This is a genomic window from Lysinibacillus sp. G1-3, from assembly GCF_056322905.1.
The window spans coordinates 18,391-35,114 of sequence record NZ_JBWHYQ010000020.1; the positions used below are offsets into that span (position 1 = coordinate 18,391).

Consider the following 16,724-nt stretch of genomic DNA (forward strand, 5'->3'; position numbering starts at 1 on the left):
ATGAGTAATTATTTTTTCAATTGTGCATGTACAATCATACAAATACTATCTTTTGTAAACTCACTTTTGTTCCATGACCCATATAGATGTAACAAGTCGAATCCATTTTGTTCTAATAGCCTCTTCAATTCCATTGGATATGTATAGCGAATTCGAATTGAATCTTCGAAAGTTGAATGTTCTAGCTTATTGATAGAACGACAAGTTAAAATCTGTGTGATAGGGTCATATTCTTCATGATGTTGAATGGTTAGTTTTTCACCTTTGCTAGTAACTAAGATTTCCTCGTATTCATCTACAATAGATAGCTCGCTTAGAATTGGGTTTCGCGTATCGAATACAAATTCTCCTCCAGGATGTAAGTGTTGTTTAACGGATTGGAATAAAGCGTTTTGACTATCATTACTTAAAAAATGTTGAAATGAATTACCTGTCATATAAATAAAATTTGATGTGATTGGTAAATTTAGTTGTGTGCCGTCTTGCACAGTGAAATGTACATCAACATTCTCATTTTTCGCATTTTCAATGGCTTGCTGAATCATCCCTTCGTGAATATCAATTGCATAAACCTCATATCCTTGCTTGGCAAGGGGAATAGCTAATCGACCTGTCCCACAAGCTAATTCAATAATCGTATCGTTCTTTGTTTTTAGGTGATTCTCAATATAATATAAATCTACTTTATAATTTTTATAGAGTTCATCATATTCAATAGGGTTATTATATTTTTCTAAATTTCCATAAAACTCATTTTGAAACATATAATTTGGCTCCTTCAACTTTAATTGTAAGAATATTGTATAATGAATATAATATTCTTACAAATTAGGTTCTTTTTAAAAGATTGAGATGGTGTTTATTGAAACGTATGCTATGTATAAACGTATGCTATGTATATATGTTGATTGAAGTGGAGGCTGGGCAACTCATCCTGTGATAATGCCTTGTGACCAACGTCGTGCTGTTGGTGTTGCTGTCGCTTTCGCGCAGATAAAACATTTGCTGCCGCTTCGCTTTCGCGCAGATAAAACATTTGCTGCCGCTTCGCTTTCGCACAGATAAAACCCTCTGCTGCCGCTACGTTATCACTACGCTTTCACGCAAAAAATATCTGTTGGCCCGAGACCCTGGAGCGAAGCGGCTCGTCAGACGCACCCAGGAAGCTTTGCTCTGTGTGAAAAGATGGATAGAACATCCAAAATCGTGGATAGAATCTCTGAAAAGATGGATAGAACTTGAAACGACGAATAGAATCGTCAAAGCAACGGAAAGAACCTCCGAACCAACGGATAGAATCTTGTGAAAGCGAAGCGTCAGATACAAAGCGACCAGCCGGAACGGAAATCAACCACGCTATGTTGATGAGCCAAAATAATCAAATGAAAAAATGAATAGGAGGGTTCGTTTGAATAAGGAGTTTCCGCGTAAAATACATATCATTGGCTCTGTTGGGAGTGGAAAAACAACTTTAGCGAAAGAATTATCCGAGAAATTAGACATTCCTTATTATGAATTAGATAATGTTGTTTGGATAAGGCAAAAATCTGGTGATAGTAGAAGGACCGATCAACAAAAAGTGGATTATTTAAAAAATATAACTTTTACTAATGAGTGGATTATTGAGGGAGTTCATAATGAGGACTGGGTAGCACAAAGTTTTTCAAATGCAGACTTAATTATTTTCTTAAATACGAATTATTACATACGAGTCTATCGAATAATAAAAAGGTTTTTATTACAAAAACTTGGGTTGGAAAAGTCCAATTACAAACCGAGCTTCTCAATATTTATAAAAATGTTTAAATGGAATCGTCATTTTGAGGAGATTGGCAAACCCAATTTTTATCAAAGATATGGACTGTATAGAGACAAGCTATTAGTCGTAACAAGTAAAAGGGAGATTCTTTAAAAAAAGAATACCAATAAATAATGGATATGCTTATTATGTGTACATTTTAAGCATTTATAAAACGACCTTCTCAATAATTTTGAATCTCAAAGATATGACAAACAAATCCGTCATAATAACCAAGATAATCAGTTAACGTTTGATAACGACATTAACGATGGTGAGAACAAATTCAGGTCAGGCGCTTCAATCAAGAGGTATTCTCCAAAGTATGTCTAGTAAAGGAAACTGTTACGACAACTCTGTAATGGAGAATTTCTTCGGGAATAATGAGTTTTTATCCTTCAAAAAATTTGAAAGTATATAACGTATTACAATACAAAAATTGAAGCGACCCTTAAAAGCTAGACACGGTTATTTCATTAGGCACCGGTTAGGGCATGGTTCGATATTGTATCGGACTCATGCCTTTTAATTTTGTCTTTAATCCTTTTTGTATTGTTCTTGAAGCCACTTATGCTTTTTTATATTTCTAATAAGTAAAGCTCTCGTCGAAAAGATTGAGAGCTTACTTTTTTTAATATTTTTTATGGATAGGGAAAAATATAACTATTAATAACATTCCTAAATACAAAGGATACTTTAAAAATTCATTTGTTGAATACCCCAATAAATAAGTCATACCTACTAACATCATTGCTATACCAATTGCAAACAAACCGAGTCTTATTTTTTTCTTCATACATATTTCCCTCCAAATTTAAAATTCTACCTCAATTTGAGCTTGCCTCTTTTAGTTTAAGTAATATCGATCTGTTGCGAGACCTAAAGTTGGCTCTACCTAACACATAACTAATTTAAGAGGCGCTTTTCCTCCTGCTCTTTCTATTATTTAATATGGTATCAAAAAGGGACAGCTTTATGCTGTACCTTCAACTTTTAGTTCAAAAAATAGCAAAAAAGTCAATTAGCTATCGTATTTTCGTACTTAAAATTAATTTAATGGAATGGTTGATTTTAATGTTAATACATCCACTTTGTATAACAGATGTACATCAAATACTATAAAAAGGAGTGTTTTATTTATGGCTAGTACTGTCATTGATGCAAATATTGCAGTAACAGGTGTTACAAAAAACACTAATGGAACAATTAAAGTAACTTATAAAGTAAAGCTATTGGAACTCAAAATGTTGTTGCTAAACTTTCAGGGAGGTACACAGTAAGCAAACATCTTAAGTCAGTATTTAATTATCCTGATAAAAAAGAAGTAACATATCATGAAGTTAGTAAATTAGAGGCTGGAGCTGAATATTTTGTAGTTGTAGGTTTAGGTGCCGCAATTGAGTATTACTTCAAAAAAAGTAAAATTGGATTCGTTTTAGGCAAAGCATATTTGGGATTCATAACTTATTATGGTCTTACTAGTGTTGGTGTAATTGAAGATTTCCCACCAGCAGTTGTAGGACAGTATCTAAAGGTTACAACTTGGTATTCTTCTCAAGGATTACATGTGAAAACTGAAATTTGGGCAAATAAATCTTCGTTTGATAAAAAAGCAAAAGCCATTTATGCTGGAACAGCAGTTTCTAAATGGTAAAACTTTGTTCACAGCCTCTGACTGTATAAAATGCTGCATATACAATAACTTATAATTTAAATGAAAAGGGTTGGCCCTTCATCGGTACTTCCTTTTTCTAATGTTATGTAAAGTTAAAATGTAAAATTCCCTTTATCGATTTGGATAAAGGGAGACAATTTGAAGTAAATGATGAGAGAGATTACGGATTAAACATAGCTTTCATTTGCTTCGCTTCAGGATGATACCCAGCGTTGTTAATAATGGCTACGATTTCTCTTAGGAGTTTTGCCCTTGCATTTTTGGTTCCACGTTAATCAAGTGAAATGTTAGGTATTCTTGAGAATTTACATTTACATCCTTTTGATTTTTTTGAGTTTCCATTCGAATTATCCATCGTTCGTTAAAATGAATTTTGAAATTAATTCAATACTTTATAAAGGGAAAAACAATGATAATTTGACAACCATAATGATAATTTTTTATTAAAGATATGGAATGTATAGAGACAAGCTAATTGTCGTATCAAGTAAAAGGAAGATTCTTTAAAAAAAGCATATCCAATAAATAAAGGATACGCTTCTTCTATGTGTATTTTAAGCATTTTTCTTCGTTTTCGTTGTTCGTTTTCTCGTTGCGGGCTTTTTCGTTTTCTCTAAAGAGGCTTGGAGCGCTGTCATTAAGTCCGTGACATTATCTGGGACCGGGCGTTTATCGTTAGCTGAAATTGTACTCGTAGCTTTTTTCTCCTCTATAAGCTCCATTAATTCATTGCGGTAATCATCTGTATATTTTTCAGGATTAAATTCGGTCGTTAATTGATCAACGAGCATCAGTGCAGTTTCTAGCTCTTTTGGAACTATATTTTGTTCGCTTGGTACATTTGGAACATCACCAACACTTCTTACTTCATCAGGGTAATGAATCGTTTCCATCACTAAAGCGTTTTGATAAACGCGTACGATTGCTAATTGCTCTTTTGAACGGATAATAATTTTAGCAACGCCTATTTTTCCTGATTGCTCTAAAGTTTGGCGTAGTAGGGAATAAGCCTTTCCGCCAGTCGAATCAGGGGACAAAAAATATGTGCGCTCAAAATAAATAGGGTCGATTTCTGTTAATTTCACAAAATCAATGATTTCAACGGCCTTATCTTCATTTTCCTTCCGCAAGCTCTCTAATTCTTCTTGATCTAATACGACAAACTTATTTTTGGCATATTCATACGCCTTTACGATATCCTCATCTTTTACTTCTTGGTTACAGCCTTCACAAACCTTTTTATAGCTAATAGGGGTATGACATTCTTTATGGAGCTGTCGTAATTTAATGTCTTTATTTTCAGTAGCGGCATGAAGTTTTACCGGTATATTGACAAGACCAAATGAGATACTGCCTTTCCAAACTGTATGCATTTGAATCACCTCGTTTTTCTTACTATGATATATTTTGCTTATTTTTATGTATCTTAAAGTGAAATCGTCAAAAACTGAAAGTAAAAAGAAAAGTAGGGATTCATATGAAACCAATGCTTTTAACGGAAGTGCTTGAAACGCCAATTGGTGAGGAATGGATGTTCGAAACAAAATATGATGGATTTAGATGTATGTTAGTGTGGGACGAACAGCCAATGTTAATAAGTAGAAATGGCAATAACTTAAATAACTTGTTTCCAGAGATACTCGATTTTTGTAAAAGTCTATTTAATAAAGTTAAAAAGTATTTACCACTTACATTTGATGGTGAATTAGTTTGTTTAATAAATAACTTTAACAGTGATTTTTCGCTCGTCCAACAAAGAGGGAGGATGCAAAACAAAGATGTTATTGCTACGCATGCAAAAGCTTTTCCTTGTCATTATATAGCTTTTGATTTACTAAGCTTAAAAGGAGAGTCGCTAACAAGTAAGTACTTAAAAACACGCAAACAGCAACTTTCTAAGCTTTTTACGACTTTAAAGCTCCCGGTGACTGTCAATTATGAGGATCAGCGTTCTTTGCAAGTGATTAATAGTGTGGAGCAAAGTGAACCTCTTTGGCAGGCTATTAAGGTTTACAACGGAGAGGGCATGGTTGCGAAGAGGAAAACGAGTAAATGGGTTGGGGATACACGCTCGACACATTGGTTGAAAATAAAAAATTGGAGATATGTAACGGTGATCGTTACGAAATATGATCATAGCAATGGTTATTTTCATGGCAGTATGTATCAACAGAAGGAGCTAGTTGAAGTAGTTAGTTTTAAACATGGAATGTCAGAGGAAGAACGTAAAACACTTATTGCTTTTTTTCAAGCAAATGGGCAGAGGAATAATGAAACATGGGAGTTGGAGCCATCCATCTGTGTCGATATAGCATGTATTGATTTTGATGGCAGTAAATGTCGAGAACCGCGTTTTCATGCATTTCGACTGGAGATGTTGCCAGAGGATTGTCATTGGCAGCATATGCAGCGTCAGCTTTTTCCTATTCCAGACACTGTTCAGATAACGCATCCTAATAAGCCAGTTTGGCCTGAAATCGGTATTACGAAAGATGGATATTTGCACTATTTGCAATTGATATCTCCGTATTTGCTACCTTTTTTGCGAGATCGACCGCTTACGTTAATTCGATTTCCTCATGGCGTGCCGGGGGAAAGCTTTTATCAAAAAAGTAGTCCAGAGAAAATACCTGCATTTGCTTCAACAGGATGGATGGACGATATTCATTATCTTGTATGCAACAATCTTGAAACATTACTATGGCTTGGCAATCAGCTTGCATTAGAGCTGCACATACCTTTTCAAACGTTACAAACAGAGCATCCTACTGAAATTGTCTTCGATTTAGATCCACCTTCAGTCGATCAATTTTCGCTTGCCGTTTCTGGGGCACTGGATTTAAAGGAAATGCTCGATTATTTTAAGCTTCAATCTTTTGTGAAAACATCAGGGGGTAAAGGATTACAACTATATATACCATTACCTGAAAACGCCTTTACTTATGATGAGGTGCGCGTATTTACTGAATTTATCTGTCGTTTTTTATGTGAGCAAAAACCAGAATTGTATACGATCGAGCGTTTAAAGAAGAATAGACATCAAAAATTATATTTAGATTATGTTCAGCATGCAGAAGGCAAGACGATTATTGCGCCCTATTCAACTCGGGGCAATGAGAAGGGATTAGTGGCAACGCCATTATACTGGGAGGAGGTTAATGAATATTTAACACCTGATCAATTTACGATTCCTGCTGTACTGGAGCGTATGAAAAAAGGGAGCAATCCATTTAAAAATTTCCGCGAAATAGGGGAGAGCCAGGATTTTCACTCGGCTTTAGAACGTTTAAAGGAGCAATGATACATTCATAAGTTGAACATGTAGAGTGGAGCAAAACCTCAAGAAAAGCAAAAAGCATCAGCTTTAGTGGCGATGCTTTTTAACTAGATTACAATTTTATTATGTAATCTAAGTCTTTTGAACAGATTTTAATTTCGTTTGCTAAATCAAAAATTAATATTAATACTTACTAAGGGTGACTTGCTTAAATGTTTGGTTGCCTCGGATATGGTCGCCATGCCAATGACTGTTAACAGCCGATGTAACAGCTTGGTTTGTTATTTCTTCAGCTATGAGCTTTTAGTCTGCAGATGCTTGTAGCTTAAAGTGTTTATTATAAAACACAACATTCATTTAGTTCACCTCTTTTTAATTTACTTAGCTATATCTTCTTTATTCGATGATGATTAAAATAATCTTTAGATTCTAATAAAGTTGTTCTGTTTTTAACTAAAAGATTTATATATTTTTTTAAACACTGTTAGTCTAAAGGAGCAGTTTAATTCACACAAAGGGGTGAATTGAAATGAAAATAGGGAATTTACATGTCGGATTTGGTCTAGATTCTAATGGGTTTATTGTAAGCGATGTGAGCAAAGATAAAATTGAAGATGTCTATATGACTAGCATTCAATCATCTATCGAGAGTCTTAAACGTATATTTCATCAACAATTGCATAGTGTTTATGTGTACGGTAGTGTAGCAAGAGGAGAAGCGATTGTAAAAAAATCAGATCTAGACCTTATTGTGCTGTTCGAGCCCAAACTGAGTTCCGTTAAGTTGTCTGAATTAAAGAAACTTGCTGAAGAACTGTCTCAAAATTATCGTTCTCTAGTTCGTGAAGTTGGTATAGCTGTAGCATATTACGAGGATGCGGTTACCCCCAAAAATTATTACGAAAATGCATTTCTAAAGGAACTCTGTGTTTGTGTGTATGGAGAGGATTTAGGAGAACGATTTGGTCCGTATAAACTTACATCAGAGATAGCAATTTGTTTTAATGGTGATATTTACGAAGCTCTTAATCGGACTTTAAAAAGGTTAGAAACAGCTTCTACGGAAGATTTTAAAATATTTACACAAGGTTTCTCTCGTAAACTCATCCGAACTTACTATTCAATGGTAATGGTACGTTCTCAGATTTGGACGACACGACTTCACGAACAGTCTGAAGTCTTTATTCATCACTTCCAAGAAAAAGAATCTATTATTTGTACGCTACTAAATTGGATAGATGAACCGCCGTCGGACCGAGAAGCTGTATATGAGTTGTTTAAGCGTGAGGGTGAATGGGCTAGTGCAAACTTTTCAAATGAAGCTAAAATTCCATATGAAATGTAGTGTATTGCTTGAATTTAATTTCTTTTAGTAAATGGTCTTTTGTAGCGAAAGCGAAGCGTCAGCTATAAACGCTTCGCTTTCACACTAAACATTCACTCCGGGTTCTAGTTACGTGAAGATAAATCAATTCTCTTGTGTCTGATTAAATTTCTTGAGTCCGATAATATTTCCTAAAATCGTGAAAATAGCAGTTCCTACGAGAACGATCATTAATTCGTTGTTATCGAAATAATGATACGAAGTTAATGAATTATTAACATGTCTCATATAAAGAACTATTGCATAGGTTGAAAAGAAACTGATAATGGCTCCAAGTGTAAAGCCACTGATATGCAACCAGTTGTTATATTTCTTTAATAAGAAATGAGATAAAAACACAAGAATGCTTGGCAATAACAGGATATAGTAGTCAATTGTGTTCCTAATAAAGATGTTTAGTATGTAATCTTCGTCTAATCTGTAGTGATATGAAAAGTTAACCATTGGTATAACTTTGATCAACCAAAAACCGATTAATGTACCAAAAATTATCGGTTTGATTGTTATTTTTTTTATTAAAAAATAACAGATAATAAAGGAAATAATCACAGTGATAGGTGACATTAAGTAAATACCAATTTGGTAATACCTATATTGATCATCACTATTAAAATGATAAATTTCTGCTAAAGAAAAAGATGCAAGAACTGCGGCAATAGCAGTAGCTAAATAAGATGTTAAATTTAAAAAAATTTTCAATTGGGTTACTCCTTTTTTGTTAAGATTGTTGCTGTAAAACAAAAAAGACATCATTCAACTATATAATGCATAGAGAGCACTCAGTCTTTCTCGTTTGGTATTTCGTGAATCGAATATTTAATGAGAGCACTCGCTAGTTAAACAACAAATGTTTACCTCACTTACAATTACAAAACATATACCAGTAACATCAACAATAACAATCGGTTTAAGCGGTTCAAAAATGAATGATAAAAGAATAGGTAATGTCCCATCCAAACTCCTAAAAGTAAGGAACTCGCTTTTTCTCACCTCTTTTAATAATAACTTTAGGATAAATAAAGAGTAATTCTATTACTATTTTGCTCAATTATTAAAAAAGTCTTCACTTGTTGGAGAAAAGTCACCTTTCCAATTTCATTCCATAGAATACTTTACCTATCAAATCTTAACAATTTTTTGCGTTGTTTTATATATGTAATTTTTTCCATATTCAACGAGGATAGTAATGAGTTAATTTTGGAGTATTGAATAGTTTCTAAAGAGAAATTGCCTCTTTTTAATCAGTCTCAATTAATTATTATCATCTTTGATTAAAACCACAAAAAGACCACCTCGTATGAGATGGTTAACCTTTTTGGTCATATAATCGCGGTAAGTTAGAATAAGTTAGATGAAAATAAAAGGATAGACCAGCACTATCCTTTTATTTAGAAAACTAATGACAGCCCTTAAAACAGGAAGGGGCAAACGATTTCTCTCAATCAAGTATTAAGAAAGTCGCCGATGGGTTTTCTACTGAATCTTTAAGGACCATTCTATACGTCGTTCTTTCCTAGATAATCAAGAATCCCCATTGCAGAAACAATGGTATCGAACGGGATTGTTTGATAAACGGGATGATTTTCTGCGATACCGTTTTCCTGTAAATAGTTGTGTAATAGTGCCTTCAAGCGACTATCTAAATAATGTACTTGTTCTTTAAAATCACTAGATACCGTTAACGCTTTTTTTCCTTCAGCTAGAAATAGCGGCGTCCAATAGCGCACTTGTCTGTAAGCTTCAGCCGGATTTCTATATGCACCGAAATGACCGAAATACAATTCTGAAGCATTTAACTTTTCATAAAGCTGGATAGATTGCTCCATCGTTTGTGGGTCATACTGATTCGGTGAAGTGGAGGGAATAATTAAATCAATTGCTTCGCTCTCCATTTCTGGATAACGTACACCAGTAGTATCTCCAACAAACAATCCGTTCGTAGCAGAATAATGCATTGATACATGGTGCTTTGCATGACCTTCTGTATGATAAAACGTTAGCTGATGCTGACCTAAAGATAGTACCTCCTCATGGCCGATTTCTATAATGCGTTCAGCATCAATAGGTACAATCGGATCAAATAGACGATCGAATTCTGCTCCGTAAACACTCTTAGCACTTGCAATTAGACGACTTGGATCTACCATATGAGATACACCTCGTGGATGGACAACGAAAGTGGCATTTGGACAGCTTTGTAAAAATAAACCTGCTCCACCAGCGTGGTCTAAATGGATATGCGTAACAATTACATATTGAATATCCTCCAGAGTAATATGTAATTCATTCAAACCTTCTACTATATAAGGCATAGACGGACTAGCAGAAGTCTCGATTAAGGCAATTTTTTCATCAATCAGCAAATAAGAGCTTGTACGTTGTTCTCGATTTAAATCGTGTGTATCAATACAATAAAAATTTGGTGCAAGTTGTTGGACTCTCCCCATTAAATAATCCCCCTTCATTTCTGTTGAGTACGAAATATTCTCTAATATGCATTTTTTATCTATAAAAAGTAGTGGTTATACTTTATAATAATAGAAAATTATACTGAATGTCCATTCATTTTTTAGGAGGATTTATTAATGGAGAAAAATATCCGATATGATACACAAAAGGTCCATCGAGTTAATTTAGCCATCATTGCAATTTTGGCTGCGCTAATTTGTGGACCGCTCATATTTTCAAAGGGCATCATGTTCTTATTTGTTGGACTTGCCGTTATTGCGTTAGCTATATGTAATTACTTTTTACCAATTAAAACGTATGTTAAAGGCTTTATTTTCGGAATGATTCCTTCAAGTGTTGTCTTTACGTTATTTTTAGTTGAAAGCTTTTCATTAAATAAACATTATATTTTACTTTGTTCGGTGGCCATTATCGCTCTGTATTTTAAGAAAGAATTACTAGTGTTTTTTGGCGTGCTAACAAACATCAGCTTCCTAATTCTTTATATTGTTCAGTCTGAATCATTACTAGGTCCATTTAATGATATAACGGTATTCATTACGCTTCTAGCGATTATGAATGGTGTTATTATTGCATTATATTTAATCGCAAAATGGGGCAATGAACTAATTGAGCATGCTGCAATTCAGCAAGATGAAGTAAAAACGTCATTAAATCAACTTGAGAATACGTTTCAGGAAATTGAAAAAAGTAGCCAAGCATTGGATGAGCACGTTACACATTTCCAACAAACAATGCAGCGTATATCAGGGTCTAGTAAACAAATTCTTTTAGCTACTGAGGATATTTCCGCAAGTATTCAGCAAGAGTCATCTAGCTTACAAATGATTCATGGCACGATGAAGGAATCTGTGCATTTTGTCAACGAAACATTCTCCATTTCAAAGGATACTGTTTCAAAATCTACTGATTTGCAGCAAGAGATTCTAGTAGGGTGGGAGAAAATGCAGGATGCGATGATGCAAATGGGCGTAATGAATCAAGCGATGAGTTCTACTGCCGAAACAGTGAATGAGTTACAGACTAGCTTGAAAACCGTAGATAGTTTATTAAAGGGCATACAACATATTGCAGAACAGACGAATCTACTTGCTCTTAATGCTGCAATTGAAGCGGCAAGAGCGGGGGAGCATGGTAAAGGATTCGCCATCGTTGCTGATGAAGTGCGGAAATTAGCGGAAGAAAGTGCTGCTATTACGGTAAGTATTACGAATGTAACGAGGACTTTGTTCGAAAAATCAACAGAAGCTCATCAACGCTCTGATGACGGTGAAAGAGCGTTACAACAAGGGGAAATGCTTTTACAAGATGTGAGCAACTTCTTCAATGTTCTAAAAGATTCATTTAATAATGCCAATATAGATTTAACTAGAGGGATGAATGAATTAAGCAGCGCTATTTCTCAGTTTGAAACAATCCAATTCCAGATTGAAAAACTTAATGACATGACCGAACAAAATGCAACTTCCACAGGAGAGATTGTGCACTCGGTGGAGGACGAACATACTATGCTTGAAATGATGACGAATACAACTAGTCGTATTCAGGAATTAAGCGATACATTAAAATCGCTTGTTATGAAAAAAGAAAGAGAATCTTTTTATGATTCTAATGGAAATTAGATTGACATAATTATTATTAGTAAGGGGAGGTGTCGTCTAAATTCTTTTCAAAGGAGAGGGTTTTTATTATATGAGTTCTTATGATTAGAAGAAAGGCTTTTTTTAATTTCAGACTAAAGATGGATGTAAATGGAATGTGCTTTTTATATATTATTTCATAAATAAAGGTGGAATAGGATAATATTGAAATGATAAAAGGTTTATATGAAGCACATTTACCAGTTAGTAATTTAGAAAACTCGATTGTATTTTATCAAAAATTAGGGTTGGAGCTTGCTTACAAAAAAGGAAAGGTAGCTTTTTTCTGGATCGTTAAAGGGGAAAGCTGGTTAGGTTTATGGGAAAGTGATAGCGTTGAATTAAAATACCATCCATCTATCCGACATTTGGCGTTTAAAATTGACGAAGAAGATCTTAAGCGTGTAAAAGAGTGGTTGTCTTCAATTGGCATTGAAGTTCGCACTGAATTTGGCCTTACTTCCGAACATCAACCTTTAGTATTATCAAATTATCCTCATGCACATGCAGCAATTTACTTTTCAGACCCGGATGGTAATTCATTAGAATTCATTACACCATTGAGACTAGATGATATGGAGATTTTAATGAGATGTCTCTTGAAGAGTGGAGAAAATGTTATTCCGTCTAAGCTTTTAGCGGATTTTGTGGAATTCTTTAGTGGGAAATTCCATTACAGTTAAAGAGCCTTATACAATGAACGGTAAGGCTCTTTCTTTTATGCAGGTGATATTATCCATTTTTCAATGCGTTACTGTCATGATTATATTTAAAAACGATGGCAAAAATGATGGCCAAAACGAATGTATAACCGCCAAAGAACAACCAAATATTTTGCCAATTTCTTACGCCCTCAACTGTGAAATAATCAACTACTTTGCCACTAATTACCGCTCCTAAATAGGCGCCAATACCATTGACCATCGTACTAAATAATCCTTGAGCACTGCCTCGAATTCGATGATCGACTTCTTTTTCAACAAAAATCGCTCCCGAAATATTAAAGAAATCAAAGGCACAACCGTAAACGATCATTGATAACAGCAATAGTAAAAATCCTCCGCCAACAGGGCTTCCATACCCAAAGAAAACAAAACGTAATGTCCATCCAATCATACTAATGAGTATTACTTTTTTAATGCCATACTTACTTAAAAAAAACGGAATGGTGAGAATGAAGAATACCTCTGAAATTTGTGACACTGATAATAAAATAGCTGGATATTTAACAGCAAAGCTATTTTTATAATCAGGGTTCAATGCGAAGTCGTGTAAAAATGGATCACCGAATGTATTAGTAATTTGAAGAGCAACGCCTAGTAGCATAGAAAAAATTAAAAACAAAGCCATTTTTTTATCTTTAAAAAGAACAAAAGCATCAAGTCCCAAAAGGCTAACCCATGACTTGTCCTTTATTTCATTGGAAGTTGGGCATGCCGGAAGAGAAATTGTGTAAAGTGCAAGAACTAACGAAGAGCCGCTAGCAATAAATAATTGAATATTACTTAATTCAATTTTGGCAAGACTAATAATCCACATCGCAAGAATAAAACCAATTGTCCCATAGACACGAATAGGAGGGAAGTCCTTTATAATATCAAACCCTTTGTTCTCCAAACTAAAATAAGAAATCGTATTCGATAATGCAAGTGTTGGCATATACACGATTGAGTTAAAGAACATTACCCAAAACATCATCGTAGGATCGGAAATTTGAGCCGCAATAAATAGGGTGATCGCACCGAGAAAATGCAATATTCCATATAAAACATTGGCTTTTACCCAACGATCTGCAATTATACCTATAAGACTGGGCATAATAATGGCTGCAAGACCGTTAGAACTATACACGATTCCAACTTGCGCGCCGGTAAAATTCAATGTATTAATCATATAAGAACCGAATGTAACGAGCCAAGACCCCCAAATAAAAAATTGAAGAAAAATCATTATTTTAAGCCGTAATTTTATATTCATTTTTTCCTCCTATAGAAGGTGATGTGGTTGTTCTGAGGCAATAAAAATTCACTGCTTTGGATTTAAGAACATAACTACAGCATTTGCTCCTTATGTCCGAATCATACGAATTTATTGGAGTTTCTTTTGAAGGTTTGTCCTATATAAAGTCACAGAATTGTTTTGGTGAAAAATGCGATAGTGTATACGCTCTTTAGTAACTGGCAAGAACGTGGAGAAATACAACAAGGAGGGATTAGGAAGATATCTACTGTACATTCCAATTTTAGAACGTGATTTTATATTAGGGCTAGTTCTTGAATTTTTTGGTAGGCAATCTAGTAACTAAATAATATAATTAGTAAGTGACGTTTTAAAATTTATAGTTTAGGAGTAGGTTCTTTGGAAATGTTTATTATGGCAATAGTGGTTACGTTAATTTTCGGCAGTTTTTCATACATGCTGTTAAAAAATACTGAAGATTTTTTAAAGATGAGTTCCTTTTCAGAAAAATTCATTAAGAAATCATTTTTAAAAAAGTTCGTAAAGTTTATGGGCTGGTGGTTTTTAATACTAGTGATATGTGTATGGATTATAGCAATCCTCTCTTTATTTGAATGAAAATATGTGTAGTAGTTGAAAATAATGTATGTCCAGTCATTGTTACACATAGAACGAGAAAACTAAGGGATAGCATTCCTTTACATATTTTTTTCAACAAAGTGAAGTTACTCATTTGAAAAATAATGAGTAACTTTTTTTCTATTTTCAATTACTTCAATAAAGGACAATGGGGCTCATTTTTAAACGGATGATGAAGTAGCCGAAAGGTTGATTTTCGCGGATAACTGTTTGTATTTTAAGAAAAGTCTTACGTTATTCCCCTCATATTTATATTTTACATATAACCGAACAGTTATGTGTAAAGTGAGGAAATGATCATGCCAAATGTTTATCGAGCATTAGGTGATTCAACGCGGCGGCTTATTTTAAGTATTCCGAGATAGTTGAAACATTTGATATCTCTTAACCAGCTATTAAGAAGTATTTCAGACCTACTCACAACGCGCGTATTAATTGAGAAATTTAGTTAAATTGAAGCTTCGGTACAATCATAACCTACATGATTAAATGTAACTGGCACTTAATAGAATGGCTCTCAGACGTATTGAAAATCCAGAATTCTCCGTCTCGATTCGTCTGAGAGCTCTTTAAGTATATACGGGAGAGTCTAATACAAAAATCTTATAACAAGAGATAAATAGGCCGCAGAGTTTTCTTTAAGAAAGCTTTGCGGCCTATTTATGTTTTAAGCCTCGTGGCATAACAGTTGATATGAATAAGGATTATTATAAAGTGAGTAATACTTAATTCTTATTAAAATAAAAACTCTGAAAAGCCGCTTCCAGAGTTTTTGAACATTTAAATGCTATGTGTTGAATTATTTACTTAACCTTTTCGTTCATACGACTAAAAATGGTTGCTAATATAGGACCTGATATATTATGCCAGACACTGAAAATCGCACTTGGCACCGCGGCTAATGGAGAGAAATGTGCAACCGCTAAAGATGCACCTAGGCCCGAATTTTGCATTCCAACTTCAATAGCAATAGCTTTCTTTTTCGCTAAGTTCATACCGAAGATCTTTCCAAATAAATACCCGATTAAATAGCCTAAACAATTGTGTAAAACAACAACAGTGAAAATAATTAAACCAGTTTCAGCAATCTTTTGTTGATTGCCTGCAATTACAGCAGCCACAATTGCAACGATGGCTACTACAGAAACAAGTGGCATCACTTTCACACTTGCTTTAGCTTGCTTGTTAAAGAACTTTTGTACAATGAAGCCTAATGCAATCGGAATAATAATTACTTTGACGATCGACATAAAAAGTGCACTAGGTGCAACATCTATGTACTCACTTGCGAATAAATAAATAAGTCCAGGTGTGATGATTGGAGCTAATAAAGTTGTGATAGATGTAACTGTCACCGATAATGCCACATCCCCTTTAGCAAGGAATGTCATGACATTTGAAGATGTGCCTCCTGGGCAGCAACCTACCAATATAACTCCAATTGCGATTTCCGGTTGAAGATTGAACAGTTTCACCAGTAAAAAGGCTAATGTTGGCATGATTAGAAATTGACCAACTACACCAACTGCCACATCTTTCGGTCTAGTTAAGACTTCTTTAAAGTCCGCAACCGTTATGGTTAATCCCATACCGAACATTACAATACCTAATAATGTCGTGATATACGCTCCAATCCAAGAAAATCCGCTAGGGATAAAAAAGGCAAGCGCTGCAAAAAGGAGCACCCAAATTGCAAATGTATTGCTAACAAACTGACTAAAACGTTCTAAAACTTTCATGTAACACCTCGATGTAATATTTTGCTAACATAGTAAACTATAAACTAATTACAGAATTTAATCAATAATGGGAATAATCAGTTAATATAGTATAGTTCGTTATCATACTTTCAATATTAGAATTTTATTTTGAGTAGTTATGTG

14 protein-coding genes are annotated in these 16,724 nt (G+C 34.3%); 7 read left to right on the forward strand and 7 right to left on the reverse strand.

The window, feature by feature from the left end; all coding sequences use genetic code 11:
• Nucleotides 1-8: 8 nt before the first annotated feature.
• Nucleotides 9-764, reverse strand: a complete 756-nt coding sequence (locus ACVYAD_RS19795) for a class I SAM-dependent methyltransferase (protein WP_476427604.1) — start codon at nt 762-764, stop codon at nt 9-11.
• A 644-nt stretch (nt 765-1,408) separates the two neighbouring features.
• On the opposite strand from ACVYAD_RS19795, the gene ACVYAD_RS19800 reads away from it, so the two are divergent.
• The gene (locus tag ACVYAD_RS19800; protein ID WP_476427605.1) at nt 1,409-1,912 is read left to right on the forward strand and encodes an AAA family ATPase; all 504 of its coding nucleotides are present in this window, start codon (nt 1,409-1,411) and stop codon (nt 1,910-1,912) included.
• 517 nt (nt 1,913-2,429) lie between these two features.
• On the opposite strand, the gene ACVYAD_RS19805 is transcribed toward ACVYAD_RS19800, so the two are convergent.
• Entirely contained in the window at nt 2,430-2,594 is a 165-nt protein-coding gene (locus tag ACVYAD_RS19805; protein ID WP_476427606.1) for a hypothetical protein, read from the reverse strand.
• A 343-nt stretch (nt 2,595-2,937) separates the two neighbouring features.
• Between ACVYAD_RS19805 and ACVYAD_RS19810 the strand changes: the two genes are divergently transcribed.
• Nucleotides 2,938-3,078, forward strand: coding sequence for a hypothetical protein (locus tag ACVYAD_RS19810; protein WP_476427607.1), 141 nt, complete (start codon nt 2,938-2,940; stop codon nt 3,076-3,078).
• Nucleotides 3,079-3,248: 170 nt separating this feature from the next.
• Nucleotides 3,249-3,452, forward strand: a complete 204-nt coding sequence (locus ACVYAD_RS19815) for a hypothetical protein (protein WP_476427608.1) — start codon at nt 3,249-3,251, stop codon at nt 3,450-3,452.
• Nucleotides 3,453-4,027: 575 nt separating this feature from the next.
• On the opposite strand, the gene ku is transcribed toward ACVYAD_RS19815, so the two are convergent.
• Nucleotides 4,028-4,846, reverse strand: coding sequence for a non-homologous end joining protein Ku (gene ku / locus ACVYAD_RS19820; protein ID WP_386828153.1), 819 nt, complete (start codon nt 4,844-4,846; stop codon nt 4,028-4,030).
• 104 nt (nt 4,847-4,950) lie between these two features.
• Here ku and ACVYAD_RS19825 point away from each other — a divergent pair, with 104 nt between their 5' ends.
• Together ACVYAD_RS19825 and ACVYAD_RS19830 are read left to right on the forward strand one after the other, a co-directional pair.
• Nucleotides 4,951-6,774 carry a DNA ligase D gene (locus tag ACVYAD_RS19825; RefSeq protein ID WP_476427609.1) on the forward strand — a complete coding sequence of 608 codons (1,824 nt, stop codon included), beginning with the start codon at nt 4,951-4,953 and terminating at the stop codon, nt 6,772-6,774.
• A 505-nt stretch (nt 6,775-7,279) separates the two neighbouring features.
• On the forward strand, nt 7,280-8,095 hold the full coding sequence (locus ACVYAD_RS19830) for a nucleotidyltransferase family protein (protein ID WP_476427610.1): 816 nt from the start codon (nt 7,280-7,282) through the stop codon (nt 8,093-8,095).
• Nucleotides 8,096-8,218: 123 nt separating this feature from the next.
• On the opposite strand, the gene ACVYAD_RS19835 is transcribed toward ACVYAD_RS19830, so the two are convergent.
• Both ACVYAD_RS19835 and ACVYAD_RS19840 read right to left on the reverse strand, forming a co-directional pair.
• Nucleotides 8,219-8,833, reverse strand: coding sequence for a hypothetical protein (locus tag ACVYAD_RS19835; RefSeq protein WP_476427612.1), 615 nt, complete (start codon nt 8,831-8,833; stop codon nt 8,219-8,221).
• Nucleotides 8,834-9,630: 797 nt separating this feature from the next.
• Nucleotides 9,631-10,581, reverse strand: a complete 951-nt coding sequence (locus tag ACVYAD_RS19840; protein ID WP_476427613.1) for an MBL fold metallo-hydrolase — start codon at nt 10,579-10,581, stop codon at nt 9,631-9,633.
• Between the two features lie 138 nt (nt 10,582-10,719).
• On the opposite strand from ACVYAD_RS19840, the gene ACVYAD_RS19845 reads away from it, so the two are divergent.
• A complete protein-coding gene (locus ACVYAD_RS19845; RefSeq protein WP_476427614.1) occupies nt 10,720-12,225 on the forward strand; it encodes a methyl-accepting chemotaxis protein in 1,506 nt (501 codons plus the stop codon).
• A 188-nt stretch (nt 12,226-12,413) separates the two neighbouring features.
• Nucleotides 12,414-12,926 (forward strand): VOC family protein, encoded by a 513-nt coding sequence (locus ACVYAD_RS19850; protein WP_476427615.1) that lies wholly within the window; start codon nt 12,414-12,416, stop codon nt 12,924-12,926.
• Nucleotides 12,927-12,975: 49 nt separating this feature from the next.
• Here ACVYAD_RS19850 and ACVYAD_RS19855 read toward each other — a convergent pair whose 3' ends face one another.
• Nucleotides 12,976-14,220: a nucleoside permease gene (locus ACVYAD_RS19855; RefSeq protein ID WP_349658102.1), complete on the reverse strand. Its 1,245-nt coding sequence runs from the start codon at nt 14,218-14,220 to the stop codon at nt 12,976-12,978.
• Nucleotides 14,221-15,644: 1,424 nt separating this feature from the next.
• Complete coding sequence (locus tag ACVYAD_RS19860; protein ID WP_476427616.1) at nt 15,645-16,580, reverse strand: bile acid:sodium symporter family protein; 936 nt, start codon at nt 16,578-16,580, stop codon at nt 15,645-15,647.
• Between the last annotated feature and the right edge of the window lie 144 nt (nt 16,581-16,724).

What these genes read in the sequence shown, in the direction of transcription:
- ACVYAD_RS19795 (WP_476427604.1), bottom strand. Translation starts at nt 764, where the DNA reads ATGTTTCAAAATGAGTTTTATGGAAATTTAGAAAAATATAATAACCCT.
- ACVYAD_RS19805 (WP_476427606.1), bottom strand. Translation starts at nt 2,594, where the DNA reads ATGAAGAAAAAAATAAGACTCGGTTTGTTTGCAATTGGTATAGCAATG.
- ACVYAD_RS19810 (WP_476427607.1), top strand. Translation starts at nt 2,938, where the DNA reads ATGGCTAGTACTGTCATTGATGCAAATATTGCAGTAACAGGTGTTACA.
- ku (WP_386828153.1), bottom strand. Translation starts at nt 4,846, where the DNA reads ATGCATACAGTTTGGAAAGGCAGTATCTCATTTGGTCTTGTCAATATA.
- ACVYAD_RS19825 (WP_476427609.1), top strand. Translation starts at nt 4,951, where the DNA reads ATGAAACCAATGCTTTTAACGGAAGTGCTTGAAACGCCAATTGGTGAG.
- ACVYAD_RS19830 (WP_476427610.1), top strand. Translation starts at nt 7,280, where the DNA reads ATGAAAATAGGGAATTTACATGTCGGATTTGGTCTAGATTCTAATGGG.
- ACVYAD_RS19840 (WP_476427613.1), bottom strand. Translation starts at nt 10,581, where the DNA reads ATGGGGAGAGTCCAACAACTTGCACCAAATTTTTATTGTATTGATACA.
- ACVYAD_RS19845 (WP_476427614.1), top strand. Translation starts at nt 10,720, where the DNA reads ATGGAGAAAAATATCCGATATGATACACAAAAGGTCCATCGAGTTAAT.
- ACVYAD_RS19850 (WP_476427615.1), top strand. Translation starts at nt 12,414, where the DNA reads ATGATAAAAGGTTTATATGAAGCACATTTACCAGTTAGTAATTTAGAA.
- ACVYAD_RS19855 (WP_349658102.1), bottom strand. Translation starts at nt 14,220, where the DNA reads ATGAATATAAAATTACGGCTTAAAATAATGATTTTTCTTCAATTTTTT.
- ACVYAD_RS19860 (WP_476427616.1), bottom strand. Translation starts at nt 16,580, where the DNA reads ATGAAAGTTTTAGAACGTTTTAGTCAGTTTGTTAGCAATACATTTGCA.